The sequence below is a fragment of the Burkholderia sp. EMB26 genome (assembly GCF_024730645.1).
In the GTDB taxonomy this organism is placed as follows: domain Bacteria; phylum Pseudomonadota; class Gammaproteobacteria; order Burkholderiales; family Burkholderiaceae; genus Burkholderia; species Burkholderia cenocepacia.
Genome location: NZ_CP078071.1, coordinates 1,430,229 through 1,455,757 on the forward strand (window position 1 = coordinate 1,430,229; position 25,529 = coordinate 1,455,757).

A 25,529-nucleotide genomic window follows, 5' to 3' on the forward strand; every position below is an offset into this window, starting at 1 on the left:
GTCAGTAGCGATCCGTAACGCCGTCGATGCCGCGCGCCTGCAACGCGCGGACGAGACCAGCGCGCTCGGTCGCGACGTCGGACAGCGCGGGACGGCGGTGCGCGGCGACTTCCGCGGCCGTATAAGGCTTGAAGTCGCGCGGCAATGCATCGCGGTTCATCGTCGTGAGCACCCAGTTCAGCACGTCGGCCAGTTCCCGATCCGACAGCGCCGAGTTCGACGCGCCGGGCACGCGCATCACGTACTCGCGCCCGGCCGGCACATGCGTGAAATAGCCGAGCGAATTCGCGAGCGGCGGCACCTTGCCGGGAATGCCGCCGCCCGTTGCCGTGTGGCAGCCCATGCAGTTGAGCACCCAGTGTTGCCGGGCGAGCGCGGCGTCGGCCGCGCCGTCGGCCCGCGCGGACGTGGCAAACGCGCACGCCGACGCGCCCGCCAGCAGCAGCCAGGCCGACACGCGACGCGCCACGCTGCCCAGCCGCGACGCCACCGCGCAGCGCGTGCGCCGCGCCGGCGAGCACGCGCCGCTCACAGGCCGAGCCCCTTGATCACCACCGCGCGCTGCGCATGCACGGCCGCGCCGTCCATCGGCTTCGCGCGCGCCGCCCGGATATCGGCCGCGGTGAACGGTTTCGCGTCGCCGTGCTGCGCATCGAGGTCGAACACGACGTAATTGAGCAAGTGCGCGATGTCGTCGTCGCTCGCGCTCGCGAACGACGGCATCTTGAAGTTGTAGTGCTTGTCGTGCACCTCGATCTCGCCGAACATCCCGTGCAGCAGCGTCGCGATCAGTTGGGCACGCCCGGCTTCCACCGTCGCGTACTTGCCCGGATACTCGGTCAGCGGCGGTGCGAGGCCGTCCTGCCCTTTCCCGCCCGCCTGGTGGCACACCGCGCACTGGGCGTCGAACAGGCCTTTCCCGGCCGGATAACGCACGGTTTCCTGTGCGTTGCCCGCGCCGGGCAACGCGAAGGCCGTCGCGACCGTCATGCATGCAACGATGCGCTTTCCTGCTTGCTTCACTTTCATTGCTTCGCCGCTCCCAGCAGAACCGAAACCGAACAGTGGTAATTCGAGTTACCGTTCGCCATGCACCAGTTGATGTCGTTGTTCAGCGACAGCTTGTACAGCGGCTTCTCGCGCTCGTTGCGGTTGCAGAAGCACTTGCCGCACGAGGTCTTGCCGCAGCAGTCGTTGTACGACACGATGTAGTCCGACCCGTCGTGCGGGTTGCGGCAGGTGCCGATCCACGTGATCGGCGAAGGCGTCGTGCCCGGCGGGCAACTGCTCGACGTGCCGCCGCAGCAGCTGCAGAGCCAGCCGTCGATCGCGCAGTATTTCCAGTAGTCGCAGTTCATCGGATCGTCGCTCGCACCCGCGGCGGCGGTGCCGGATGCGCCCGACGGACCCGACGACGCATCGGCCGCATACGCGGTGCGATCGACGGGCAGCAACGGCAGCAGCGCCGAACCGATCAGCACCTTGCCGAGCCTTGCCATCGCGCTGCGCCGCGAACTGTGCTGCGCGACGCCGCGCGCCGACCGCTCGAACCATGAATCAAACACGCCCATGTCGTCGTTCTCCAATGACGTTGAAAAAGGTTCGGCCGGTCATGCGTGCTGCGCGTGCGCATCGTGCGCATCGTGGCTGTGATCGCCGTGCACGAACTGCTGCAGCGACGCGACGCCGCGCTCCTTCGCCTCGAACAGGCTCTCCAGGTGCTCGCGCGTGTTGACGAGCCCCTTCGCGCGCACGGTGCCGGTTTCGTCGAGCAGCACCGCATACGGCAGCTTGCCGATCTGGTACGCGAGGCCGAGCTCCTGCGACAGCACGTACGGGAAGCGCCCGAGGTCGTGCTTTCGCGCGAAGCGCGTGTGTTCGTCGGCATCGCCGTCGCTCGCGAGCACGATGTTCACGGGCGTCGCTTCGCTGGCCTGCAGCGACGGCAGCAGCGGCAGCAGCTTCTTGCAGACGGGGCACGTCGGCGACAGGAAGAACAGCAGCGTGGCCTTGCCCGAGGCGTCGATGCCGCCGACCTTCACGTGCGCGCCGCGAATGTCGGTCAGTTCGAACGTCGGCGCGATCGCGCCGACGGCCGGCCCCTTGTCGATCATCAGCGCGCCGGCCGGCATGATGCGTTCGTACAGGATGCCGATCTGGCGCACCAGCGCGAGGCAGATCGCGCCGAGCGCGAGGACGGCCACCCACAGCAGGGCGGTGGAAACGGTGAGAGCGGTTTGCATCATGAATTCCTCAGGTGGGAAAGGCGCGGGACGTTGGCGAGCAGCACGTCGACGGTGAGCAGCGCGCAGACGATCAGCAGCACGGAGAAGAACAGCGTCAGGTAGTCGAACCACACGACGACGCGCGTGCCCGGCTCGACGAACGCGGTCGCGGCCAGCGCGACGAGCAGCAGCACGCGGCCGACATGCAGCCAGCCGATGCCGCGCGGTGCGTCCGCACGGGCGGCGGTGAAGCCGGAACAGCCGCAGTCGATGTCGGTGTGGCCGCGCAGCAGGTTGATCGCGAGCCCGGCCGCGAACGCCAGGAGCAGCGCGATCAGGCCGATCGCGCCGGCCGTGCGCGTGTCGGGAAACAGCAGCGCCGCGGCGCCGAGCGCTTCCGCGAGCGGAAGCGCGAACGCGACGGGCGCGGTCAGCGCGTCGGGCAGCAGCCGGTAGCCGGCGAGTGCCTGGCGAAATTCGGCGGGCCGACGCATCTTCGCGAAGGCGCCGAGCAGCACCACGACGGCCGCGCCGGCCTGCGCGCTGGTGGCGAGTACGGGATCGAGGGTCATCGCGGCCTCACGGGTTGACGAGCAGCGACGACGTGTTGCCGATCTGCTTCTCGACGTGCTGCAGCGCGCCGGTACGCGCATCCATCACGACGAGATCGGAGGTCGCCGTCAGCCCGTAGAACAGCGGCTTGTCGTCCTCGCTGACCTGGATCGACACGAGCGGCTCGACCTTCTGCTGCGCGAGATCCCAGCGCGCGACGCGCTGCTTCGACTTCAGGTCGTACACCCACACCTGCGTGCCGGGATCCTTGTGCGACCCGTCGGCGCCCTTGTGCATCAGCACGTAGTAACGGTTCTGCTTCGCCTGCACGGCCGTCTGCTGCATGCCGCCCGGCCGCCAGCCTTCGGCGCGCTCGGCGTCCGTCAGCAGCGACCACGGCTTGCCGAATGCCGGCTTGTCGCCGCTGAAATCGGCGCTGCGCACGTTGCCGACGTAGGTGGTGAACAGGTAATCGCCCTTGTACCGCGACGCGTTCACGAACGCCGGATCCTTGTCGACGTCGATGAACGCGTCCGACATCGTGCGCTTCGCCTCCTTGCCGTTCGCGTCGAGCGTGACGGTCAGCGCCTTGCCGCTTTCGCACAGCGCGGTGAAGCGGTCGTTACCGGCCGGATACGCGAGCACGCATGCGGCCGTGTCGATCTCCGACAGCACCTTCTTCGATACGGCGTCGATCACGGTCACCGAGGCGGCCGGCGTGATGTTCGCGACGTACAACCGCTTGCCGTCGGCGCTGAACGCGGTGTTGTACGGCGACGGCACGTGCTGCGCATGCTTCGCCGGAATCACGATCTCGCCCGCATGATCGAGCGTCGTGTTGTCGATGATTTCGACGACGTCGGTACGCGTGCCGTGCGAACCGCGCGAGAAGTAGGTCGTCGCGACGACACTCGCTTTGCGGTCGGGCGCGATCGCGAAGCCGGGACCGAAGCCGCCGTCGATCTGGCCGAGCAGCTTCTTCGCGTCGGCGTCGTAGACGTAGATGCGCCCGTCCGTCATCGACGGCATCGAGATGTCGACGATATAGATCTCGTGCGGATGCCACGGCGGCATCTTCTGCACGACCAGTTCCTCGGGTTTTTCCGTCGCGTTCGCGCTGCCGGCCCATGCCGCCGCCAACGCCAGCGTCGCCGCGAGCGCCGCGGTTCGTCGCCTTGTCCTCATGCCGCCTCCAGTGGGAATTCACGTTATGTGGGGCGACTGTAGTTCGACAATAAATGCCGTCAGCACCCGGACCGGCAACGTGTGCGTGCCGATTCGGGATATTGGAAATGCGTGTGAAAGCCGCGCGGCCGCGTGCCTTCCGCCCCTCTGAAACACCCGCGCGGAATAGCGCTCGCCCTGATTGCGCCGACCGCTCGGTCGGTTTAATCTTGCGCGGTCCGAACGATCGCCGGAGGCACCGTGCTCGTGTTACATCAGAGGTTCGACGACGCAGACCGGCATGCCGAGGCGCTGCGCGGCTGGAACCAGCGTTACGACCAGATCGGTTCCGGCGCGTATCGCAGCGCGGTCAAACACGCGGTGCTCGACGGCGTGCAGCTGTTCCAGGAAACGGCAAACGTGCGCATCATCCAGCGCGGATGTCTGCCACACGGCCATACGGTGTTCGGGATGCCGCTCACCGGCTCGGGCGCCTTCGCGTTCGGCGGCGCGCGCGTCGAGCGCGGCACGATCGTGATGGCGCGTGGCGGCACACCGTTCGAACTCCATTCACCGGACGAGATGTCGCTGATCGGGGTGGTCGTCCACCCCGAACTGATGCAGCAGATCGAAGATGCCGCCGACGTCCGGCTGGACGCACGCACGCTGCGGCACGGCGTCGTGGAGGTGCCGGTCGCCGCGCGCGAACGTGCGAGCATGCAACTCGCGACGCTGCTCGAGCGCGTGCTGTCGGCACCCGATACGTTCGACGCGGCACGCGCGCAGTGCGCGATCCGCGCCGAGGTCGGCAATGTGCTGGTCGATCTCCTCACGTACCGGATGCCCGAGCCGCCGAACCGGCTCACGCACGCATGCCACGCCGACATCGTGCGCCGCGTGCATGACTACGTGATCGAGCACCCGGAAGCGCCCGTCGACATCCTGAGCCTGTGCGCGCAACTGCGCGTCAGCCGGCGCACGATGCAGAACAGCTTCCAGTCGGTCGTGCAGACGGGCCCGCTCAACTACACACGCTCGCTGCGCCTCGCGCAAGTCCGACGCCTGCTGCTCGACACGCGGCAATCCGACCTGCCGATCAGCGAGGCGGCCGCACGCTGGGGCTTCATTCATCTCGGGCATTTCGCGAAAGCGTACAAGGCCCAGTTCGGCGAACTGCCGTCGGCAACGGCGCGCCGCACGATGCGCGACGCAAAAACGCGCTGAGCACCGGCAAAACCCGCGATAATCCCGGCTTGACCGTTCTGCGCCTGCGAACCGGGCGCGGCCCGCGCCGGCTCGCTCGGCGCGTCGCGCGATACGCGACGACCACCGGATTCGATCCCCTGCCCCGATGCCCGAGGATTTCCATTTCCTGCTGCTGCCCGGCTTTTCCGCGCTCGGCTTCATGTCCGCGGTCGAGCCGCTGCGCGTCGCGAATCGCTTTCGCACCGAACTGTATCGCTGGCACGTGATCAGCGCGGACGGCGCGCCCGTCACCGCGAGCAACGGCATTCCGGTCGCCGCCGAGGCCGCGTGCGCGGACGTCCCGCAGGTCGATACGGTGTTCGTCGTCGCGGGCTTCGATCCGCTCGTGTGCTACACGCGCACGCTCGGCGACTGGCTGCGCCGCCAGCACCGGCATGGTGCAACGCTCGGCGGCATCGATACGGGCAGCTTCGTGCTCGCGGAAGCCGGGCTGTTCGACGCGTCGCAGCCGCTCACGCTGCACTGGGAAGCGCTGGCCGCATTCCGCGAGCGCTATCCCGGCCTGAACGCGACGCAGGAGCTGTTCGAGATCGACGACCGGCGCATCACCTGTGCGGGCGGCACCGCGTCGATCGACATGATGCTCGACCTGATCGGTCGCCGGCACGGCGCCGACCTCGCGGCGGCGATCTCCGAGCAGTTCGTCGTGAGCCGCATCCGGCAGCGCTCGGACAGCCAGCGGCTCGAGATCGCCGCGCGCTACGGCGTGCACAACCGCAAGCTGATCCAGGTGATCGGCACGATGCAGCGGCACATGGACAACCCGCTCGGCTCCGACGCGCTCGCGCGGGAAGTCTCGATCACGCGGCGCCAGCTCGAGCGGCTGTTCAGCGCGACGCTGAACGACACGCCGACGCACTTCTACCTGAACCTGCGTCTCGATCGCGCCCGCGAACTGCTGCAGCAGACCGACATGAGCATCACGTCGGTGTGCGTCGCGTGCGGCTTCGAATCGCCGTCGCATTTTTCGCGTACCTATCGCGCGCGATTCGGGATGAGCCCGCGCAGCGACCGGCGGGCGACACGCTGATCGTCGCAGCTTTTAATCACAATCCGGCGCGGTATTGCGCGTTCCGGCAGCGTTTCCCGCCGCCCGCTGAACAATGCCGGCGATTGATCGACCGACCGAAGCGATCGTCGAAAATAATTTGGAATGTCGCTGAAAATATTCTGTAACATACCAAAAAAAGTTAGATAGGCAGCCTAACTGACCGGCACGCCGCGTCTCGACGCGCATCGCGCCACGCAGGCTGCCAACCGATATCGATCCGATCCGAGGGGTATGACATGACGATGCTCGCTTCGCCGTCGCCGCACCTGCCTGCCGTTCGCATCCCTTCACGCGCGTCCCCCGCTTCGCCTGCCCGCTTCTTTTCGACCTGACATTTAGGTTTCCTTAGTCAGTCGAGACTCTCCACACCGCTTCGCCGCACCGGTTCCATCGAACCGGCGCGCGGGCCGTGTCGTGCCTGTTCGCCACGAGCGTGCGGGCGTGTCCAACCGTTGAGATGAGGATCACGTATGCAGACATCACGCAAAGCATTGCCGTTCGCCCTGGGTCTCGCGCTCGGTTTCGGCATCGTCGGCGGCACCGTGGCCGATACGAAAGTATCGAACCCGCAGGCCGCGAGCCTGCGCGAAAGCCTGACGCGCGGCGTCGCGCCGCCGGCCGCGAAGGCCGACACGGCCGCCGGGCAATTCCGCGCGGACGGCGTCGCCGTCACGCTGTACAACCCGGCCTACCGCGCCAGGAAGGCCGCCGCGACGCCTGCCGCCACCGCGCGCGACTTCGTCGCGTCGCAGGCGGCGCAACTCGGGCTCGACGCGGCCGCGCTCGCGAGCCTCGTCGTCACGTCGGAACGCAACGACGCCGACTTCACCGTCGTGCGCCTGCAGCAGCAAGCCGCCGGATTGCCCGTGTACGGCAGCGAGATCGCGGTGACCGTCGCGAAGGACGGCCGCATCCTGTACGTCGCGAGCAACACGATCAACGGCGTGGTCGCGACGACGCGCAAGTCGCAGGCCGTCGACCAGCAGCAGGCGCTCGACCGCGCCCGTGCGTATCTCGGCGTGAGCGGCTTCACGCATCTCGATGCGCAACTCGTCGCGTTCGTCGACAAGGCCGGCACGCATACCGCGTGGAAGGTGCGCGGCCGCCCGCAGGACGGCCCGAAGGGCGATTGGGAACTGCTGATCGATTCGGGCAGCGGCGAAGTGCTGCGCGCCGAGGACAAGGCGTTCTACGCGACCGACGGCACCGGCTTCGTGTTCCGCCCCGATCCGCTGTCGCCGACGAAAAGCAGCTACGGCAGCACGGGCTACAAGGACAGCAACGACGCCGACTCGACGCAGCTCACGGCCGCACGCGTGCGCGTGACGCTGAAGGATCTCGCGCAGTCGGGCACCCGCTACACGCTGACGGGCCCGTACGCGGCGTGCGTCGATTTCGATGCGCCGCTCGACAAGGCGTGCCCGTCGCAGTCGACGCCCGCGTTCGAATTCACGCGCGGCAACCTGTATTTCGAGGCCGTGAACGTGTACTACCACATCGACACGTTCCTGCGCTACGTGAACCAGACCCTCGGCATCAAGGCGTTGCCGTACCAGTACACGGGCGGCGTGCAGTACGACCCGCACGGCGAATCGGGCGACGACAACTCGTCGTATTCGTCGAGCAGCGGCCGGCTGACCTTCGGGCAAGGCGGCGTCGACGACGCGGAAGACGCGGACGTCGTGATCCACGAGCTCGGCCACGGTATCCACGACTGGATCACCAACGGCGGCCTGTCGCAACAGGAAGGCTTGTCGGAAGGCACCGGCGACTATCTCGCCGCCGCGTACAGCCGCGACTTCAACCAGTGGAGCCCGTCGGATGCGCAGTATCACTGGGTCTACAACTGGGACGGCCACAACGAGTTCTGGGGCGGCCGCGTGACCAACTGGAACGTCGGGCGCACCTATGCGCAGGCGCGCGGCGCGGAGATCCACACGGCCGGCCAGTACTGGGCGTCGTGCAACCTCGTCGCGCGCGACGCGATCGGCGCGCAGGCGATGGACAAGGCGTTCCTGAAGGGGCTGTCGATGACCAACGGCTCGACCAACCAGAAGGCCGCCGCGCAGGCCGTGCTGACGGCCGCGTCCGCGCTCGGCTACAGCAGCGCGCAGCTCACCGCGATCGGCAACGCGTACAACAAGAGCTGCACGTACGGCGTGACCGTCCCGCAGAAGTCGTAATACCGCAGCAGGCGGGAGCGCCTCGCACGATCTGCGGCGCGCTCCCTTCATCGACATCGCCATCCTCACGAGATCGACCATGCCCACTCTGAAACCGACCCGCCTGAGCGCCGCGCTGGGCGGCATGCTGCTGACCGCCGCCGCGCACGCGACACCCGTCTGGATCACGCTCGGCGACACCGCGTTCCGCCAGCTTCAACGCATCGATGCAAGCGCAACCGCGCAATACAGCACGACCGTCGACGCCGGCAAGGCGGCCGACGGCGCCGCGCGTCGCGAGACCGTTCACGTCGTCGAGATCGACGATTCCCGCCTCGGCGAACTGGCCCGCGCCGTCCAGCGCACGCGCGGCCACGGGCCCGGCTACGTCGTGCACGATTCGTTCGACGACGCACGCCAGGCGCTGCAACCGTTGCCGGCGACGCTCGCGAAACAGGCCGCCGCCGCGTACACGGTGTCGAACGTGCCGCAGATCGGTACGTGGGTCCAGCAACTGCAGGCCAGCAACATCGTCGGCACGATCACGTCGCTGTCCGGCTTCACGAACCGCTACTACACGACGTCGCACGGCGTCGCCGCGTCCGACTGGCTCGCGCTGCAGTGGAAGCAGCTGGCGGGGGCGCGCGCCGACATCACCGTCGAACAGGTCGCGCACACGGGCTTTCCGCAGAAATCCGTGATCCTGACGATCCGCGGCAGCGACCCGGCCGCGGGCACCGTCGTGCTCGGCGGCCACCTCGATTCGACCGTGGGCCGCACGACGGAGAACACGCGCTCGCCCGGCGCGGACGACGATGCGTCGGGCATCGCCAGCCTGACCGAGGCGCTGCGCGTGCTGCTCGCGAACAATTACCGGCCGAAACGGACGATCAAGTTCGTCGGGTATGCGGCCGAGGAAGCCGGGTTGCTCGGTTCGAAGGCGATCGCGAAGCAGTTCCGCACGCAGAATGCGAACGTGGTCGGCGTGCTGCAGCTCGACATGACGAACTACAAGGGCGATCCGAAGGATATCTACCTGATCACCGACTACACGAACGCGGCGCAGAACACCTACGTGAAGAACCTCGCGGCGACCTACCTGCCGGAGCTCGCGGTCGGCACGTCGCAATGCGGCTATGCGTGCTCGGATCACGCGTCGTGGAATGCGCAGGGGTATCCGGCGTCATTCCCGTTCGAGGCCGACCAGAACGACAGCCCGTACATTCACACGGTGAACGACACGCTGGAGAACTCGGATCGCCAGGCCAACCATGCGCTGAAGTTCGGCAAGCTGGCGCTCGCCTACGCGGTCGATCTCGGCGGCCTTGCCGGCGCGACGGTCAAGCGCTGAGCGCCCTTCATCGAGCGGTTGTCGCGTTCGGCGACGAAACGGGCGTTCACCCGCACGGGTGCGCCCGTTCGAATACGTTGTCTCCGGCCGGCTAGAATCGTCGTTCGACCACTCGCTACACGCTTTCGCACCATGACCGAATCCAACCGCTCCCTCGACGACCTGTCGCCCGCCCGCGTCACGACCGCATTCGACTTGCCCGGCCATACGACCGTCCGCTCGCTCGGCGTCGCCCAGGGCATCGTCGTGCGCTCGCGCTCGATCGTCGGTTCGTTCGGCGCGTCGCTGCAAACGATCTTCGGCGGCAACATCACGCTCTATACGTCGCTGTGCGAAAAGGCGCGCGAGCAGGCGTTCGACAAGATGCTCGCCGAGGCGCGCAAGCTCGGCGCGAATGCGATCGTCGCGATGCGCTACGACTCGACCGAGATCGGCTCGGGCGTAACCGAAGTCATCTGCTACGGCACGGCCGTGCAGGTCGCACGCGCCGCCGGCGCCTGACCATCCGCCGCGACGCGCTGGCCGCACACACTGCCATTCGACCGAACCGGGTGCGGAAAAACCGTTTTGTCGGATGATTATCCGGCACGGCCGTCGTTTGGCATGTGACTGAAACGAGAAAGCAATTTGAAATGAACTGCAGTGAACGAGAAGCCGGCTTCACCTGAAAGCATCGGCCTCTCGCGTCGGCTCAATGATCGCGCTCCAGCGACGCCATGTTCCGCAAGCTCGGGAACAGCCGCATCCACGTCAGCGCGACGGCGATCGTCGCCGCGCCGCCGACGACGATCGCCGCGGGCGCGCCCCACCACGCAGCCGTCACGCCCGATTCGAATTCGCCGAGTTGATTCGACGTGCCGATGAACAACGAATTGACCGCGCTCACGCGACCGAGCATGTCGTCGGGCGTGCGCAGCTGCACGAGCGACAGTCGCACGACGACGCTCACGACATCCGACGCGCCGAGCGCCGCCAGCGCGACGAGCGACAGCGCGAAATGCGTCGACAGCCCGAACACGATCGTCGCGACGCCGAACGCGATCACGCCGCCGAACATCGCGCGGCCCGGCCGCCCCTTCAATGGAAAACGCGTGAGCCACAGCGTGCCCGCGAGCGCGCCGACTGCCGGCGCCGCGCGCAACGCACCGAGCCCCCACGGGCCGACCTGCAGGATGTCGCGCGCATAGATCGGCAACAACGCGGTCGCGCCGCCGAACAGCACGGCGAAAAGGTCGAGCGACAGCGCGCCGAGAATCGCCGGTTCGCGCCGGATGAACGCGATGCCGGAAAACACCGAGCGCAGCGTGACCGGCTCGCGGGCGGGCGGCGCGCCGCGCAGCGGAATCGTGCCGCTCAGCATCGCCGCGATCGCGAATGCCGCGACGCTCGTGCCGAACGCGACGGGCGCGCCGACACCGTAGAGCAGCCCACCGAACGCGGGCCCGAGAATCTGCGCGGCCTGGTTCGCGGACGTCGACAATGCGGTCGCGCGCGGCAGGTCGCTGCGCGGCACGACGGCCGGCAACAGCGACGACACCGACGGCGACTCGAACGCGCGGGCCGTGCCGACGATCGCCGCGAGCGCATACACGGCCGGCGCGGCGAGCCACCCTTGCATCGCGCCGAGCAGGAACACGCCGGCGGCCAGCGCCTCGACGCTCTGGCAGATCGTCGCGATGCGCCGACGGTCGTAGCGGTCGGCCACCTGCCCGACGACGAGCGTCAGCGCGAACATCGGCACGAACTGCGCGAGGCCGACGAGACCGAGCGCGAATGCGCTGTGCGTGAGCGCATACACGTACCAGCCGATGGCCACCGACAGGATCTGGAAGGCCAGCGACGACATCACGCGCGTGCCCCAGAAACGCTGGAACGGCGCGTGGCGGAACAGGTTGGCGGGTAACATGGACAACGAACTGGAATCGGGCACGGGGGTAGTCATCGGGGTCTCGGCGGTTGGCGGTGCGCACTGCAACCGTTCGGGAAAAGCGACGCCGCACGCGAGTGGGCGTGCGGTAACGGTGCGGACGCGGCCAAATCGCGATGATATGCCAACGGCTGAAAACCGGCCGGCCGCCGGCACGCGCGCCGTCGAGCCGGCACACCGCACAAAAAAAAAGCGCGAACCGCGGTTCGCGCCAAAGAGAGACCTCGCTGAAGACGTCACACCACCCCACCACCCCGCTTAGAACGAATGCCGCATCCCGATCCGCACGTCGGCCTGCGTTTGCGTCGTCGACGGCGTGAAGCTGTAGCCGATCACCGCATCGACACCCTGCGACGCGCGCAGATAGTCGCCGGAGATGTACACGTCGGTGCGCTTCGACAGCAGGTAATGCAGGCCGGCCGTGCCCTGGTTCCAGTGATGGCCTTCGAAGCGCGTGTGCTGGTAGCCCGCGATGAAGCTCAGCGCCGGCGTGAACTGGTACAGGCCGCCGCCTTCGTACACCTGCATGTGCGACGACTGGCCGAAGCCCTTGATCGTCGTATACGAGTAGTTGGCGTCGAGCGTCAGCTTGCCGATCGTGTAGCTCGTGCCGATGCCGAACGTGCCCTGGCTGTCGACGTCCATCGGCGTGTTCGCGAACAGGTCGGTGCGCGCGCCGGTCGCGGGATCGACGGTGACGGTCTGCTGGCCGAGGAACGTGTGCGTGCCGATCATCGCGTACGGATCGAACGCGTAGATGCCGTTCGGGTTGTTCAGGCGCGTGTACGCGGCGCCGATCGAGAAGTCGCCCTTCGTGAAGCTCGCGCCCGCGCTCCATGCGCTGTTGCGATGGAAGTTGCCCGCGACGTTGCCGAACGAGTACATCGCACCGAACTTGAAGCCGCTCATGTCGTTCGACAGGAACTTCACCGAGTTCGGCAGGCGGTCGCCGTTGAAGCGGTCGAAGTCGCCCTGGTGGATCGCATAGCCGCTGCCCCACGCCGAGATGTTGTAGATCGACACCAGTTCGTTCGTGATGTCGAGCTGGTTACCGAACGACAGCGTGCCCCAGTCGTTCTGCAGGCCGACATACGCCTGCCGTCCGAATTCGGCGCCGCCGAAGCCGAGTTGCCCGTTGCCGAGACGGAAGCCGCTCTCGAGCGCGAACACGGCCTTCAGGCCGCCGCCCAGGTCTTCGGTGCCCTTGAGGCCGAAGCGGTTTCCGTATGCGACGCCGTCGTCGAACTTGACCACGTGCGAACCGCCCGTGTTGTTCACGTAGGTGATCCCGGCGTCGAGAATCCCGTACAGCGTCACGCTGCTTTGCGCATGCCCGATGGCGGGAATACAGGCCGCGCATGCAAGCGCGGCGGCTACGGCAACTTTCGTGTGCTTCATTGTCGACCACCCTCCCTGAACCGTTCGATGGATAGAATCGCTTCCCGACGCGTGCCGCGATGCGCCGGTGGATTCGAATTCAGACCGCCCCGCTGGCTTCGGCATTTCGTTTTCCGCAATAACGCAGCCATTGGCGAAAAATACAAACCCATATTTCGCGTCACCCGTCTGAAGGCGACACTAAATGGTCACGATGCGACGGATCGGGAAAACACGTAGACAGGCGGCACGGTGAAAACCGGCCGCCCGATGGGAGGGAATCAGCGCGCGTCGAGGGCCGCGCGCACGGCCGGCAGGCCCGGTGCGCCGGCCGCCGTCGTCACGCCGTCGAGCCAGGCGGCAACCAGCGCGGGCTCGGCCTTCAGCGCATGCTGCGCCGCGAGCGCGGGCGACGTCTTGTTGTCGAGCATGTCGGCGATCATGCGGTTCTCGACGTCGACCGAGAACGTCATCTGCCGGAACAGCCGCGCGAGATTCGCGCACTGGCCGGCGAACCCGGAACGCGTGACCGTGTTGACCGTCGCGCCGCCGTAGTTCGGGCCGAAATACGCATCGCCGCCCGACAGATACGTCAGATGGAACTTCGTGTTCATCAGATGCGGCTCCCACGCGAGAAACACGATCCAGCGCTTGTCGCGCACCGCGCGCTCGACCTGCGTGAGCATGCCCGTCTCGCTCGATTCGACGAGCGACCAGTTCGCGGACCCGAGCGCGTGGTCGGACAGCATCCGCTTGATGTTCTGGTTCGCGGGCGCGCCGGGCTCGATCCCGTAGATCTTGCCGCCGAAGCGGTCCGCGTAGCGCGCGAGATCGGCGAACGTATGCACGCCGGCGGCGGCCACATAGTCGGGCACCGCGAGCGTGAACTTCGCGCCGCTCAGGTTCGCATGCAGCACGTCGATCGATTTCTCGTCGACGAACGGCTTCACGAGCGGCGCCTGGGCGGGCATCCAGTTGCCGAGGAACACGTCCACCTGCCCCTTCTTCAACCCCTGGTACGTGATCGGCACCGACAGGTTCGCCACGTCCTGCCGATAGCCGAGCGCCTTCAGCACGACGCCCGCCATCGCGTTCGTCGCGTCGATGTCGGTCCAGCCGGGCGCCGCCATCTTCACGTCGCTGCACGTCTGCGGATCGGCGGCAGACGCAGGCTGCATCGCCACCACGCACGCGGCGGCGGCGAACGCCGCGCCGATCCTTCGGATTGCTGCATTGCCTTGCCGTTTCATGGTTCGCTTCCTCCGTCGTTTTTCAATGACCGCGATGCCGGACGCTCAGCGCCCGACGCGCGGAAAACGCGCCATCGCCTCGAGCGTGTCGAGTTCGATGTGATTGCGCATGTAGCGCTGGCTCGCGTCGGTGAACGGCTGCCAGTCCCACGCCTGGATGCGGCCCTGCGTCGTCGCCGCGTAATGGAAACGCCGGCGCCGCTGGCTCGCGCGCACCTGCCTGTCCAGCTCGGGCAGGTTCCAGCGCTGCGCGGCGTGCGCGCGGAACGCGGCGAGCACGTCGGCGGCTTCCGGCCGGCCGGCCAGGTTCGTCAGTTCGCGCGGGTCGTCGGACAGGTTGTAGAGCTGATCGGGATCGGCCGGGCAATGCACGTATTTCCAGTCGCCGCGGCGGATCATCACGACCGGCGCGAGCGCGCCTTCCGCGAGGTATTCGCCGAGCGCGACATCGTGCGCGGGCGTGCCGTGCAGATGCGGCACGAGGCTCGCGCCGTCGACCGGGTCCGGCCAGCCGCCGGCGGGCGCGGCGCCGGCCAGCTCGACGAGCGTCGGCAGCAGGTCGACGTGCGACACGGGGCCGCGCACGCGCGCGGCGTCGAAGCGGCCCGGCGCATGCACGATCAGCGGCACGCGGCAGCCGCCTTCGAAGAACGTCATCTTGTACCAGAGGCCGCGCTCGCCGAGCATGTCGCCGTGGTCGGACGTGACGATCACGATCGTGTCGTCGGCGAACCCGCATTGCTCGAGCGCGGCCAGCACGCTGCCGAACTGCGTATCGACGTAGGACGTCGCGCCGTAATACGCGCGGCGTGCGGCGCGGATCTGCGCGTCGGTCGGCGGCGTGCGGTCGTTCTCGCAGACGAAGCGCAGCCGCTGCGAATGCGGATCGCTGTCGGCCGCATCGAGCCGCACGGCCGGCATGTCGATCTCGTCATCGTCGTAGCGATCCCAGTATTCGCGCGTGATCGCATACGGGTCGTGCGGATGGGTCAGCGACACGACCATGCAGAACGGCCGCGCATCGTGCCCGGCCGCGCGCTCGCGCGCGACGTCGTACAGCTTCTGCTTCGCGGCGAACGTGACCTCGTCGTCGAAGTCGAGCTGGTTCGTGCGCACGCACGGGCCGGCGTCGAGCACCGAACTCATGTTGTGATACCAGCTCGGCCGCTCGGTCGGGCTGTCCCAGTCGGGCACCCAGCCGAAATCGGCCGGATAGATGTCGGTCGTGAGGCGTTCCTCGAAGCCGTGCAACTGGTCGGGTCCGCAGAAATGCATCTTGCCGGACAGCATCGTCCGGTAGCCGCCCGCGCGCAGGTAGTGCGCGAACGTCAGCGTTTGCGCCGGCAATTCGGCGGCGTTATCGTAGGCGCCGATCCCCGACGGCAGCTTGCCGGTCAGCAGCGAGAAGCGCGACGGCGCGCACAGCGGGCTCGCGCAGTAAGCGGCGTCGAACACCACGCCTTCGGCGGCGAGCCGGTCGAGCGTCGGCGTGCGGGCGACGCGGTTGCCGTAGGCCGGCAGCGCGAACGGCGTGAGCTGGTCGGCCATCAGGATCAGGATGTTGGGTGTCGGGTTCGTCATCGGCGGTCGTGGGGAAAGCGGTGTTCGAATGGAACGGCTCGCCGTTCGGGCAGCGAGACGTCCGGCATGACGGAGGCGGCCTGAAGAAACTGCCGCACGGGCGGGCCGCGCTGGCTAGAATCGCGGGAGGCCTGTCGGCCGCCACGGAGCGCATGTGCCGCACCGTCCGCTGCACTATCGCCCGCCCGAATTCGCGCGGGTAGGCGTCCGGCCCTTATGGGGCCATTAGAGGGACTTATGTCGAAACCCGAACCGTTACCGTCGATGCAGGCGCTGCGCGCGTTCGAATCGGCCGCCCGGCTCGCGAGCTTCACGGCCGCCGCACGCGAGCTCGGCTCGACGCAACCGGCCGTGAGCCAGCAGGTGTATCAACTCGAAGCCGAACTCGGCGTGCCGCTGTTCGAACGCAGCCCGCGCGGCGTCACGCTGACCGCCGATGGCGAGTGCCTGTACGAAGCCGTGCGCCTGAGCCTCGACACGCTGCGCGGCGCGACCGCGACGCTGCGCGCGCGCCGCGAGCACGGCGCGCTCACGATCGTCACCGACTTCGGTTTCGCGACCTACTGGCTGATGCCGCGTCTGGCCGGGTTGAAGCGCGTGATGCCGGACGTCGACGTGCGCGTCGTCACGTCACAGGATTACGACGCGCAGCGTGACCACGGCGACATCGCGATCCTGTTCGGCGACGGCCACTGGCCGTCGTGCACGGCCGCGCGGCTGTTTCCGGAATCCGTGACGCCCGTCTGCGCGCCCGCGTTCCGCGACGCGCACCCGGGCGTCACGCGGCCCGACCATCTGCTCGCGCTACCGCTGCTGCACGTGCAGCCGACGCGCCCCGAGCGCTGGCTGTCGTGGTCGGGCTGGTTCGACGCGCACGGCCTGGAACCGCCACCCGCCGCCCGCGGCGTGACCTTCAACAGCTATGCGCTCGTGATCCATGCGGCGCTGCTCGGCGAAGGCGTGGCGCTCGGCTGGTCGCCGCTCGTCGACGAACTCGTCGCGTGCGGCCAGCTCGTGAAACTGGTCGATGCGCCCGTCGTCACGTCGCGCGGCTACTTCCTGGTGCGGCCGCCGCAGCGGCCCGAGCCGGACGCGACGCACGTGTTCCGGCGCTGGCTGCTCGACGCGTGCGCGGAGGCCTGACGCAGCTGCCGGCCCGCTGGCGCACCGATACCAGCCACACGGCGGGTTGGTTCTATCCCGCCCGAAATCGTCCTGATTTACTTGAGTCTCCCGCTACCCGCGCGGCGCGGCGCTGTCGTGCGCCGCCGCGCGGCCGTGCGCCCCTGCCATCCGAGGAGTCTCATGACCGCCGAGCACCGCCCCGATCAATTCGTCCTGACACTGTCGTGCCCGAGCGCGGCCGGCCAGGTCGCCGCCGTCGTCGGCTTTCTCGATCGCCATCGCTGCTATGTCGATGCGCTGAACGTGTTCGACGACGATCTCAGCAACCGCTTCTTCGTGCGCTGCGTGTTTCATCCGACGGATGAAACGCTGCAGATCGACGCGCTGCGCCAGGAATTCGCCCCGATCGCGGCCGGACTCGGCGGCCACGCGGGCGACATGCAATGGGCGATCCACGACGTCAATGCGCGGCCGAAGGTGCTGATCATGGTGTCGAAGCTCGAGCACTGCCTCGCGGACCTGCTGTTCCGCTGGCGGATGGGCGAGCTGAAGATGGACATCGTCGGCATCGTGTCGAACCACCCCGACTTCGAGCCGCTCGCCGCGCAGCACGGACTGCCGTTCCGGCACTTCCCGATCACGGCCGAGACCAAGGCGCAGCAGGAAGCGCAATGGCTCGACTTCTTCGAATCGAGCGGCGCCGAGCTCGTGATCCTCGCACGCTACATGCAGGTGCTGTCGCAGGAGACGAGCGCGAAGCTCGCGAATCGCGCGATCAACATCCACCACTCGTTCCTGCCCGGCTTCAAGGGCGCGAAGCCGTATCACCAGGCGCATGCGCGCGGCGTGAAGCTGATCGGCGCGACCGCGCACTTCGTCACCGACGATCTCGACGAAGGCCCGATCATCGAGCAGGTCGTCGAGCGTGTCGATCATGCATTGCGTCCCGAGCAACTGCTCGCGGTGGGACGTGACGTCGAAAGTCTCACGCTCGCGCGTGCGGTGAAGGCGTTCATCGAGCGGCGGGTGTTTTTGAACGGCGACCGGACGGTGGTGTTTCCGTAAGCAGACCGCCGTCGCGTTCGAAAGCGGCAGAAACGAACAAGGCCCGACCGGCGTGTTCCGTTCGGGCCTTTTTTTGCCGTCGTGTTGCGCCGGCGCTTCGCGCGATGGCCCTGTGTGCGGTTTCCGGAGCCATCGCGTGCTGCCACACGCACGCATCGGCATGCGTTACCGCGTCACTTCACCCACGCGAAGTAATACGACAGCCAGATCGTCAGCCCCGCACCGATCAGCGCCGCATACGGCATCAGGCTCAGCCACATCGCGCGCTGCGGCACTTCGAGCTCCATGTCGCGCTGCATCTGCGCGGGGAAACGGCCGCGATCCTGCCAGTAGTGGCGGAACAGGAACACCGGCACGATCAGCAGCATCGCAATCAGCCCGTTGCGCAGCGTGCCTTCACCCTGCAGGTTCGCGCCCGCGCCGACGTAGACGAGGTTCGCATAGCCGCAGATCGAGCCCGCGACGAGCAGCCAGGTCGGGCAGCGGAACGGCCGGTCCCAGTTGCCGCGATCCATCCGGTGGATCCATCCGGACTGGAGATTCAGGAATACGAACAGCATGTAGCAGACGTTCGAGATCGACAGCACCGTCATGTAGTCCGACATCGTCAGCAACACGAGGTTGAAGCCGAGATCGGTCCACATCGCACGCGTGGGTGAGCCGTGCTCGTTCACGTGCGACAGGTACTTCGGCAGCCAGCCGTCGACCGATGCCTGGTACAGCGTGCGCGACGAGCCCATCATCGACGTCATCACGATCAGCAGGATCGACAGCATCAGCATCACGACTACCGCGTTCGCGACCCACGCGCCGCCGCCGACGATCTTCGCCATCGCGGCCGCGACGCCGGTGCCGTCGCCAATCGCCGGATCGAGCATCGCCTGCGTGCCGAGCGCGCCCTGGAACGCCATCGGTACGAGCGTCATCACGACGAGACACAACGCACCCGACCAGAAAATCGCCTTGGCGGTATCGCGCCGCGGATCGCGGAATTCGCGCGTATAGCAGACGGCCGTCTCGAAGCCGTACGAGGCCCAGCCGGCCATGAACATCGCGCCGAGCGCCATCGTCACGCCCTGCCCGTTCCACGAGCCGAAGGTCGCGGCCGTGAGGTTGCCCTGCGCGTCGTGACCGAGCGGCAGCAACGGGAGCAGGTTCGACATCGGCACGTCGCCGGTGACGAACGGCACGATGCCGACGATCAGGAGCGGCGTGAGCGATGCAATCCCGAGAATGCGCTGCGTACGCGCAGCCTTCGATGCGCCGCTATGCTGAAGCTTGAACGTGATGAGAAGCAGAATCGTCGCGATGATGAACGTCGCGTTGATTCGCAGAGACAGACCCGGCTTGATGAAACCGAGATCCGCAACCTTGAGTTGCCAGTGCAGCACCGCCGCATCGGCGGGAAAGAGGCTCGTGAGCGCATAGCTCGCCGCGAGGCCGCAGCCGAGCGCAAGCATCGGCGACCACGCGAGCCAGTTGCACCACACGGACACCGGGGCAATCAGCTTGCTGTAACGGACCCAGCCAATCGCGCCGTACACCGACGCGCCGCCCGATTTATGGGGAAATAGCCCCGATATTTCCGCATAAGTCGCGCTTTGAATCAGCCCCATCGTGATCGCGGCGATCCAGATCGCCCACGCGGGCTGGCCGATCGTCGCGCATACGCCGCCGATCGTGAACAGCACGCCTGCCGGCACGCCGCTCGTCACCCAAAAAGCGTCTTTCCAGGTCAGGCCACGATGCAGCGTGTGGCCCGTCGAATCATGTGAGATGGGTGTTCCAACATCACTGGTGCGGTTCGCACGCAGTCCTGCCTGACTCATCCAGTTCCTCCTGTGATGATTCTGCACAAGCGCCGTAGTGTAACAACTTACGGGCTTTTTTGCAGAATCTGAAAAAGAATTCCGGGATATGGCCGCATTACATCCTGATTGTTTCGGATTCCTGCATGCCATTCCCGGCGTGTTTTTATGATGATTCGTACGACGTATGTCGAGGTGCTTACTGCGCGCTTTCCGTCCACGAATTCACGCGGTCCGCATGGGCTGCGATCCACGCGTCGGCGGCTGCTTCCGGCTTCGAGCCGTTCTGGATCGCCAGCATCACGCTGTCGATTTCACCCGGCTTCCACTGGAATTTCTTCAGGAATGCGACGACCGGCTTCGCCTTGGTTTCGAGGCCCGGATTCACGACGCTGTCGACGTGCTCGGCGCCGCCGAACACCTTCTTCGGATCCTCGAGGAAGCGCAGCTTCCATTTCGCGAACATCCAGTGCGGCGCCCAGCCCGTCACGATCACCGGCTTGTTCGCGCCCACCGAACGCGACAACTCGGCCGTCATCGCGCTGCCCGAGCTCGGCATCAGCGTGTAGTTCAGCCCGTAGCTCTTGATCGCGTCGTCGGTCTTGCGCATCACGCCGGCGCCCGCATCGATGCCGACGATCCGGCCGCCGAAGCTGCCCTTCTCGGCGTTCAGGTCGTCGATGCTCTTCGCCTTCACGTACGCGGGCACGATCAGGCCGATCTTCGCATCGGGGAAATTCGCGCCGAGGTCGACGACCTTGGCCTTGTACTCGTCCCAGTACGAGCCGTGCGTGACCGGCAGCCACGCGGACAGCGTCGCATCGAGATCGCCGCGTGCAACGCCCTGCCACATGATGCCGGCCGCGACCGGCACGAGCTTCACTTCGTAGCCGAGCTTCTTCTCGATCACGCGGGCCGCGACGTTCGACGTCGCGACGCTGTCGTCCCAGCCTTCGACGTAGCCGATTTTCAGCGTCGGCTTCGTATCGGCGAGCGCCGATGCGCTCAATGCCACCATTGCCGACAGAGCGCCGGTCCACAACAGCTTTCCGAACAGTTTCATGGTCGATCTCCTTGGTCTGCGCACCGTGCGCGTTGTCTCTCTAGGTTCTTCAACCACAAATCCGCGGTATCGTTGTTTTCCGACGGAAGCTTGTCCGGACGCGACGCGCCCGGACAGCCGATGGCCTGTTTCGACTACTTGTCGATCACGAGATCCGACAGCGGCTTGCTGCAGCACAGCAGCACCATCCCCTGATCGATCTCGCGCTGGCGGATGCCGCCGTTGTGCTTCATCTCGACCTGCCCCGACACCAGCTTCACCTTGCAGGTGCCGCACATGCCCTGCGTGCACGAGGCCGGCAGCCGCACGCCCGACTGGCGCGCCGCGTCGAGCACGTGCTGCTCCGAGCCGCACGCGATCTCGCGGTTGCTCTTCGCGAAGCTGACCGTGTACTGCTTCGTCGCGGCGTCGACACCGTCGGCGGCCGGCACGAGCTCGGCGAGCACTTCGTCGCTCGCGGTCTGCGCGAGCGTCTCGAACGAGAAGCTTTCCTCGTGATACTGCTTGCGATCGAAGCCGGCTTCGTCGAGCAGGTCGCGCACCGCCTTCATGTACGGCGCGGGGCCGCACGTGAAGATCTCGCGCTCCATGAAATCCGGCGCGATCAGCTTCAGCAGCGGCAGCGTCAGGAAGCCCGTGACGCCCGGCCAGTTGGTACGTGCGCCGACGCGCTCGACGACGAACGACGTGCGGAAATTCGTGTGGTTCGACGCGATCAGGTCGAGCTCGCGCGCGAAGATGATGTCGTCCGGCGTACGCGCGCTGTGCACGAACAGGATGTCGCGATCCTCGGCGAGATCATGGTGCGCGCGGCTCATCGACATCAGCGGCGTGACGCCCGAGCCGGCCGACAGGAACAGGTACTTGCGCGCCGGATGCCGTGCGCACGTGAATTCGCCGGCCGGGCCGAGCACGCGTACCGCCGCGCCCGGCTGCAGGTTGTCGTGCAGCCAGTTCGACACCTTGCCGCCCGGCACGCGCTTGACCGTGATCGAGATCGTGTGCGGCCGCGCCGGCGACGACGAGATCGTGTAGCAGCGATTGATCGTCTCGCCGTCGATGTCGAGCTCGAGCGTGATGAACTGCCCGGGCTCGAACGAAAACGTGCGGCCCTGCGGCGAACGGAAGAAGAAGCTCTTCACGTCGTGGGTTTCCTGCCGCACGTGGCAGCACACCAGCGTTTCCTCGACGTCGCTCGTCCAGCGCTCGGGCAGCGCGTTCCAGAACGCCGGGTGCGTCACCCGGCTGTCCGCCGGCTCGAAATTGGCCGCATCTCGCATCATGTCTTGCTCCGCATATACGCTGCTAAGTACTACGCGCCGGTTTTTTCGGCGAGCCGGCCGATGTACCAGGCCGAGAATTTTTCGACGAGACCTTCCGTGTACGGCGAATACGGGCCCGGCTCGTACGCGCTGCTGGTCGCGCCGCGCTGCGAGAATTCGACGAGCGCGCGATCCTGGTCGTTGGTCGCGTTCCACACGGCCGTGAGGTTCTTCACGTCGTAGTCGATGCCTTCCTTCGCGTCCTTGTGCACGAGCCACTTCGTGCGCACGAGCGTCTTGCCGGCCGACAGCGGGATCACCGAGAACGTCACGATGTGATCGCTCATGAAGTGGTGCCACGAGTTCGGCTGCGTCCAGAACGACAGCCCGCCGAGATCGGCCTTGTCGAAGCCGCCGAGCAGCTTCTTCGACGCGACCTTCGCATCGAGCGTCTGCGATTCGCCATGACGATCGAGCGGCAGGCGCTGCGTGCGGAAACCCGTCACGTCGAGCAGCTTCTCGATTTCGGCGGACGGCAGGCCCATCTCGGCCCACTCCTTGCCGCGCCGCACGCACGTTTCGGCGAATGCGTCCATGCCTTCGGCGTTCGCGTCGGAACGCTGGTAGCCGAAGCCGTATTCGTACAGCGAGATCGTCAGCTCCGGATGGTTCGCGACGCAGTGATAGCACTCGCGGTTGTTCTCCATCGTGAGCTTCCAGTTGCCTTCCTCGATGATGTCGATCTGCGCGGCGATCTTCGTGTTCGGCAGGTCGTGCGGCAGCAGGTACGGCTCCATCTCGGCGCGCATCTGCGCGAAATCGACCGGCGGCTCGTCCGCGAGGCAGATGAAGATCAGGCCCGCGAGATTCTCGACGTGCACCGACTTCAGGCTGTGCTTGCAGCGATCGAACTTCTCGCCCATGTGCTCGGCGAACATCAGCTGGCCCGTCAGGTTGTAGGTCCAGCTGTGGTACGGGCACACGATGTTGCCGACCGAGCCTTTATCTTCGTTGCACAGGCGCGCGCCGCGGTGACGGCACACGTTGTGGAACGCGCGGATCGCCATGTCGTCGTCACGCACGATCAGGATCGAATCGCTGCCCAGCTCCACGGTCACGTAGTCGCCCGGCTCGGGAATGTCCGGTTCGATCGCCACCTGGATCCAGTGCTGGCGGAAAATCGCCTCCATGTCGAGCGCGAAGATGTCCTCGCTCGTGTAGAACGGTGCGTCGAGGCTGTGCCCTTCCTTGCGCCGCTCGATCAATGCACGAATGTCTGCCGATACTTTCATCGTTTGCTCCGGATTCCTTGCATCCCTGGGTTCTTGCCGACAGGCATCAAAATCAGTAGTCGATGAGCTGATGCTCGCGCAAATACGCGAGGATCACTTGTGCTTTTTCGACCGAACTCCCTTCATTTACGACGTTGCCGCCACGGCTTTCGGTCGTCGTCGCGGACAGCATCCGCGCATGCCCGGAGCGCTTCTCGGCGGCGACCAGCTTTACGGGTTTACGCTCGACCGGGCCGACCTTCCACGCGGCCGCATCGGCGTCCGCGCCGGGCGCCGCGAGCGCGGGCCGGATCGCGCCGGCGCGCAGCCGTGCATACGCATAGCGCGGCTCCACGCTCGCAAGCGGATGCACGGCGACGACGGCCGGCAGCGCCGCGTCGACACGCCGCCGCAGCCCTTTCGGCAAAAATTGCCGAACCGCCGCGCGGCCGCCGTCGACCGTCACGTCGACGGCCGAGCCCACGAGCGGATAGCCGAGCGCCGCGGCGATGCGATACGGCAGCATCCCGGTGTCGTACGCGCCCTCGGCGCGCGTACCGGTCAGCACGAGGTCGTAGCCGTCGAGGCGCGCGGCGAGTGCGTGCACGGCATCGTCGCCGTCGCGGCAGGCCAGCACTTCGACCTCTCGCGCACCGAGCGCCAGATACTCGGCGAGCGCCGCATTCGCGGGGTCGCCGGCATGAATCACATCGAGCGTCGCGCGATGCTTGTCGGCGAGCTGTCGGCCGGTTTCGAGCGCGGCCGCATCGTTGCGGCTGTAGCGCGCGACGCCGCTGACCGGATGCCGGCCGACGGACACGAGCACCGCGATGCGTTGCAAGGGACGAGGGGCGTTCATGCGGCGACTCCTTCGGGTTCACGGGTACCGACCGCGGCCGGCGATTCGCCGCGCGCGGCCCGCGCGGCCTGGACCTGTTCGATCAGCGCGGCGATCGTCGCCTGCGCGTCGCCGACCACCGTCAGGTTCGCGCGCTTCGCGATCGGCGCGCTGCCGTCGAGGTTGACCGCGATCACGTGGCGGCAGTCCTTGATCCCCTGCAGGTGCTGCACCGCGCCCGAGATGCCGAACGCGATGTACACGCTCGCCTCGACCGTCTTGCCGGTCGCGCCGACCTGCTTGTCGCGCGTGAAGTGGCCGTTGTCGACCGCGACGCGGCTCGCGCCGATCGCCGCGCCGAACACACCGGCCAGCCGCTCGAACGCGCCGATGTCGGACACGCCGTTGCCGGCCGACACGATGAAATCGGCTTCCTCGAGCGCGACCTGGGCTGCGTCGATTTCGTCGAGGCCGAGATCGCGGTACGGCTGCGCGGCATCCCGCGCCGGGCGGATGAAGTCGGCGGCGACGCGCTCACCCGCACCGACGAACGGCAGCTTCGCGTCCACCGCGTTCTGCGCGAGCAGGATCACGTCGGGCAGCGCCCGGGTGGCAAACGCACGCCCGGCCTGCGCATACGCGCCCACATGCTTCGCGTCGATTTCGACGACGTGGGTCGCGACGCTCGCGCCGGCGGCCGCCGCGTAACGCCGGCCGAGATCGCCATCGCCTGTCGCGTTGTCGGGCACGAACACGTGCTTCGGTGCGAGCGCGGCCACGCAGGCCTGCAATGCTTTCAGTTCGCTTTCGGGATCGAACGCACGGCGCTCGAAGCCGGCCAGCTCGATCAGCTTGTCGACGCCGAGTTCGGCGACGTCATCCTTCAGTTCGCCGAACGCGAGCAGCGCGACTTCCGTCTGCGCATCGGCGAGCACGGCGGCAGCGGCAATCGCCTGCCGCGAATGGTCGTCGAGCGCGCCGCGTTCGCTGTGCGCGACCACCAGCATCACGTGCTTCGGGTCCTGCAGCGCGCGGCGCGGCTTCGCCGCCGCGCCGCCATGACCGTGCGCGGACCACTGCGCGGCGTTCGCATCGGCGCTGCCTTCCTCGCCGAGCGTGATGCGCTTCAGGCCGGCGGCCGTGATGATGAACGGCCGGCGCGGATCGATTCGTTTGATCGTATTCATCGAT

23 protein-coding genes are annotated in these 25,529 nt (G+C 67.1%); 7 read left to right on the forward strand and 16 right to left on the reverse strand.

Features of this window, described 5'->3' with window-relative positions; translation table 11 throughout:
• Position 1: 1 nt before the first annotated feature.
• The 6 genes from KU887_RS23230 to KU887_RS23255 are packed head-to-tail and all read right to left on the reverse strand — an operon-like array spanning position 2 to position 3,962.
• Positions 2 to 490 (reverse strand): cytochrome c, encoded by a 489-nt coding sequence (locus KU887_RS23230; RefSeq protein WP_124633252.1) that lies wholly within the window; start codon positions 488 to 490, stop codon positions 2 to 4.
• Between the two features lie 38 nt (positions 491 to 528).
• Positions 529 to 1,029: a cytochrome c gene (locus KU887_RS23235; protein WP_059721840.1), complete on the reverse strand. Its 501-nt coding sequence runs from the start codon at positions 1,027 to 1,029 to the stop codon at positions 529 to 531.
• A complete protein-coding gene (locus KU887_RS23240; RefSeq protein ID WP_258258322.1) occupies positions 1,026 to 1,571 on the reverse strand; it encodes a methylamine dehydrogenase light chain in 546 nt (181 codons plus the stop codon). Before KU887_RS23240 ends, KU887_RS23235 begins: the two co-directional genes overlap by 4 nt.
• A gap of 39 nt (positions 1,572 to 1,610) precedes the next feature.
• Positions 1,611 to 2,246: a methylamine dehydrogenase accessory protein MauD gene (gene mauD, locus KU887_RS23245; protein ID WP_043206082.1), complete on the reverse strand. Its 636-nt coding sequence runs from the start codon at positions 2,244 to 2,246 to the stop codon at positions 1,611 to 1,613.
• A complete protein-coding gene (locus KU887_RS23250) occupies positions 2,243 to 2,797 on the reverse strand; it encodes a MauE/DoxX family redox-associated membrane protein (RefSeq protein ID WP_124633251.1) in 555 nt (184 codons plus the stop codon). Before KU887_RS23250 ends, mauD begins: the two co-directional genes overlap by 4 nt.
• Before the next feature lie 7 nt (positions 2,798 to 2,804).
• Positions 2,805 to 3,962, reverse strand: coding sequence for an amine dehydrogenase large subunit (locus KU887_RS23255; RefSeq protein ID WP_060263711.1), 1,158 nt, complete (start codon positions 3,960 to 3,962; stop codon positions 2,805 to 2,807).
• A gap of 240 nt (positions 3,963 to 4,202) precedes the next feature.
• On the opposite strand from KU887_RS23255, the gene KU887_RS23260 reads away from it, so the two are divergent.
• The 5 genes from KU887_RS23260 to KU887_RS23280 all read left to right on the forward strand — a co-directional run bounded on the left by KU887_RS23260 (position 4,203) and on the right by KU887_RS23280 (position 10,272).
• Positions 4,203 to 5,165 carry a helix-turn-helix domain-containing protein gene (locus KU887_RS23260; RefSeq protein ID WP_060263707.1) on the forward strand — a complete coding sequence of 321 codons (963 nt, stop codon included), beginning with the start codon at positions 4,203 to 4,205 and terminating at the stop codon, positions 5,163 to 5,165.
• A gap of 127 nt (positions 5,166 to 5,292) precedes the next feature.
• A complete protein-coding gene (locus KU887_RS23265) occupies positions 5,293 to 6,237 on the forward strand; it encodes a GlxA family transcriptional regulator (RefSeq protein ID WP_006483802.1) in 945 nt (314 codons plus the stop codon).
• A gap of 491 nt (positions 6,238 to 6,728) precedes the next feature.
• Positions 6,729 to 8,441 carry a M36 family metallopeptidase gene (locus tag KU887_RS23270; RefSeq protein WP_006498754.1) on the forward strand — a complete coding sequence of 571 codons (1,713 nt, stop codon included), beginning with the start codon at positions 6,729 to 6,731 and terminating at the stop codon, positions 8,439 to 8,441.
• A 79-nt stretch (positions 8,442 to 8,520) separates the two neighbouring features.
• Positions 8,521 to 9,771, forward strand: a complete 1,251-nt coding sequence (locus tag KU887_RS23275) for a M20/M25/M40 family metallo-hydrolase (RefSeq protein WP_060263701.1) — start codon at positions 8,521 to 8,523, stop codon at positions 9,769 to 9,771.
• Positions 9,772 to 9,903: 132 nt separating this feature from the next.
• The gene (locus KU887_RS23280) at positions 9,904 to 10,272 is read left to right on the forward strand and encodes a YbjQ family protein (protein WP_048985103.1); all 369 of its coding nucleotides are present in this window, start codon (positions 9,904 to 9,906) and stop codon (positions 10,270 to 10,272) included.
• A gap of 190 nt (positions 10,273 to 10,462) precedes the next feature.
• Here the strand turns inward: KU887_RS23280 and KU887_RS23285 are convergent, their stop codons facing one another.
• The 4 genes from KU887_RS23285 to betC form a co-directional block, all read right to left on the reverse strand.
• Positions 10,463 to 11,713: an MFS transporter gene (locus tag KU887_RS23285; protein WP_258258326.1), complete on the reverse strand. Its 1,251-nt coding sequence runs from the start codon at positions 11,711 to 11,713 to the stop codon at positions 10,463 to 10,465.
• Between the two features lie 243 nt (positions 11,714 to 11,956).
• Positions 11,957 to 13,096: a porin gene (locus tag KU887_RS23290; RefSeq protein WP_048985105.1), complete on the reverse strand. Its 1,140-nt coding sequence runs from the start codon at positions 13,094 to 13,096 to the stop codon at positions 11,957 to 11,959.
• A 260-nt stretch (positions 13,097 to 13,356) separates the two neighbouring features.
• The gene (gene choX / locus KU887_RS23295) at positions 13,357 to 14,325 is read right to left on the reverse strand and encodes a choline ABC transporter substrate-binding protein (RefSeq protein WP_006483794.1); all 969 of its coding nucleotides are present in this window, start codon (positions 14,323 to 14,325) and stop codon (positions 13,357 to 13,359) included.
• A 45-nt stretch (positions 14,326 to 14,370) separates the two neighbouring features.
• Entirely contained in the window at positions 14,371 to 15,906 is a 1,536-nt protein-coding gene (betC, locus tag KU887_RS23300) for a choline-sulfatase (protein ID WP_006491381.1), read from the reverse strand.
• A 237-nt stretch (positions 15,907 to 16,143) separates the two neighbouring features.
• Between betC and KU887_RS23305 the strand changes: the two genes are divergently transcribed.
• Both KU887_RS23305 and purU read left to right on the forward strand, forming a co-directional pair.
• Entirely contained in the window at positions 16,144 to 17,049 is a 906-nt protein-coding gene (locus KU887_RS23305) for a choline sulfate utilization transcriptional regulator (protein ID WP_258258328.1), read from the forward strand.
• Positions 17,050 to 17,211: 162 nt separating this feature from the next.
• Positions 17,212 to 18,096, forward strand: a complete 885-nt coding sequence (purU, locus tag KU887_RS23310; protein WP_006486276.1) for a formyltetrahydrofolate deformylase — start codon at positions 17,212 to 17,214, stop codon at positions 18,094 to 18,096.
• A gap of 173 nt (positions 18,097 to 18,269) precedes the next feature.
• On the opposite strand, the gene KU887_RS23315 is transcribed toward purU, so the two are convergent.
• The 6 genes from KU887_RS23315 to KU887_RS23340 form a co-directional block, all read right to left on the reverse strand.
• Positions 18,270 to 19,925, reverse strand: coding sequence for an APC family permease (locus KU887_RS23315; protein WP_258258329.1), 1,656 nt, complete (start codon positions 19,923 to 19,925; stop codon positions 18,270 to 18,272).
• Between the two features lie 178 nt (positions 19,926 to 20,103).
• A complete protein-coding gene (locus KU887_RS23320) occupies positions 20,104 to 20,967 on the reverse strand; it encodes a glycine betaine ABC transporter substrate-binding protein (protein WP_258258330.1) in 864 nt (287 codons plus the stop codon).
• Between the two features lie 134 nt (positions 20,968 to 21,101).
• Entirely contained in the window at positions 21,102 to 22,250 is a 1,149-nt protein-coding gene (locus tag KU887_RS23325) for a hybrid-cluster NAD(P)-dependent oxidoreductase (RefSeq protein ID WP_006498749.1), read from the reverse strand.
• Positions 22,251 to 22,279: 29 nt separating this feature from the next.
• Positions 22,280 to 23,521, reverse strand: coding sequence for an SRPBCC family protein (locus KU887_RS23330; RefSeq protein ID WP_006486272.1), 1,242 nt, complete (start codon positions 23,519 to 23,521; stop codon positions 22,280 to 22,282).
• Positions 23,522 to 23,573: 52 nt separating this feature from the next.
• Positions 23,574 to 24,359 carry a drug:proton antiporter gene (locus tag KU887_RS23335; protein ID WP_006498748.1) on the reverse strand — a complete coding sequence of 262 codons (786 nt, stop codon included), beginning with the start codon at positions 24,357 to 24,359 and terminating at the stop codon, positions 23,574 to 23,576.
• Entirely contained in the window at positions 24,356 to 25,525 is a 1,170-nt protein-coding gene (locus KU887_RS23340; RefSeq protein WP_194131811.1) for an electron transfer flavoprotein subunit alpha/FixB family protein, read from the reverse strand. Before KU887_RS23340 ends, KU887_RS23335 begins: the two co-directional genes overlap by 4 nt.
• Positions 25,526 to 25,529 lie beyond the last annotated feature (4 nt).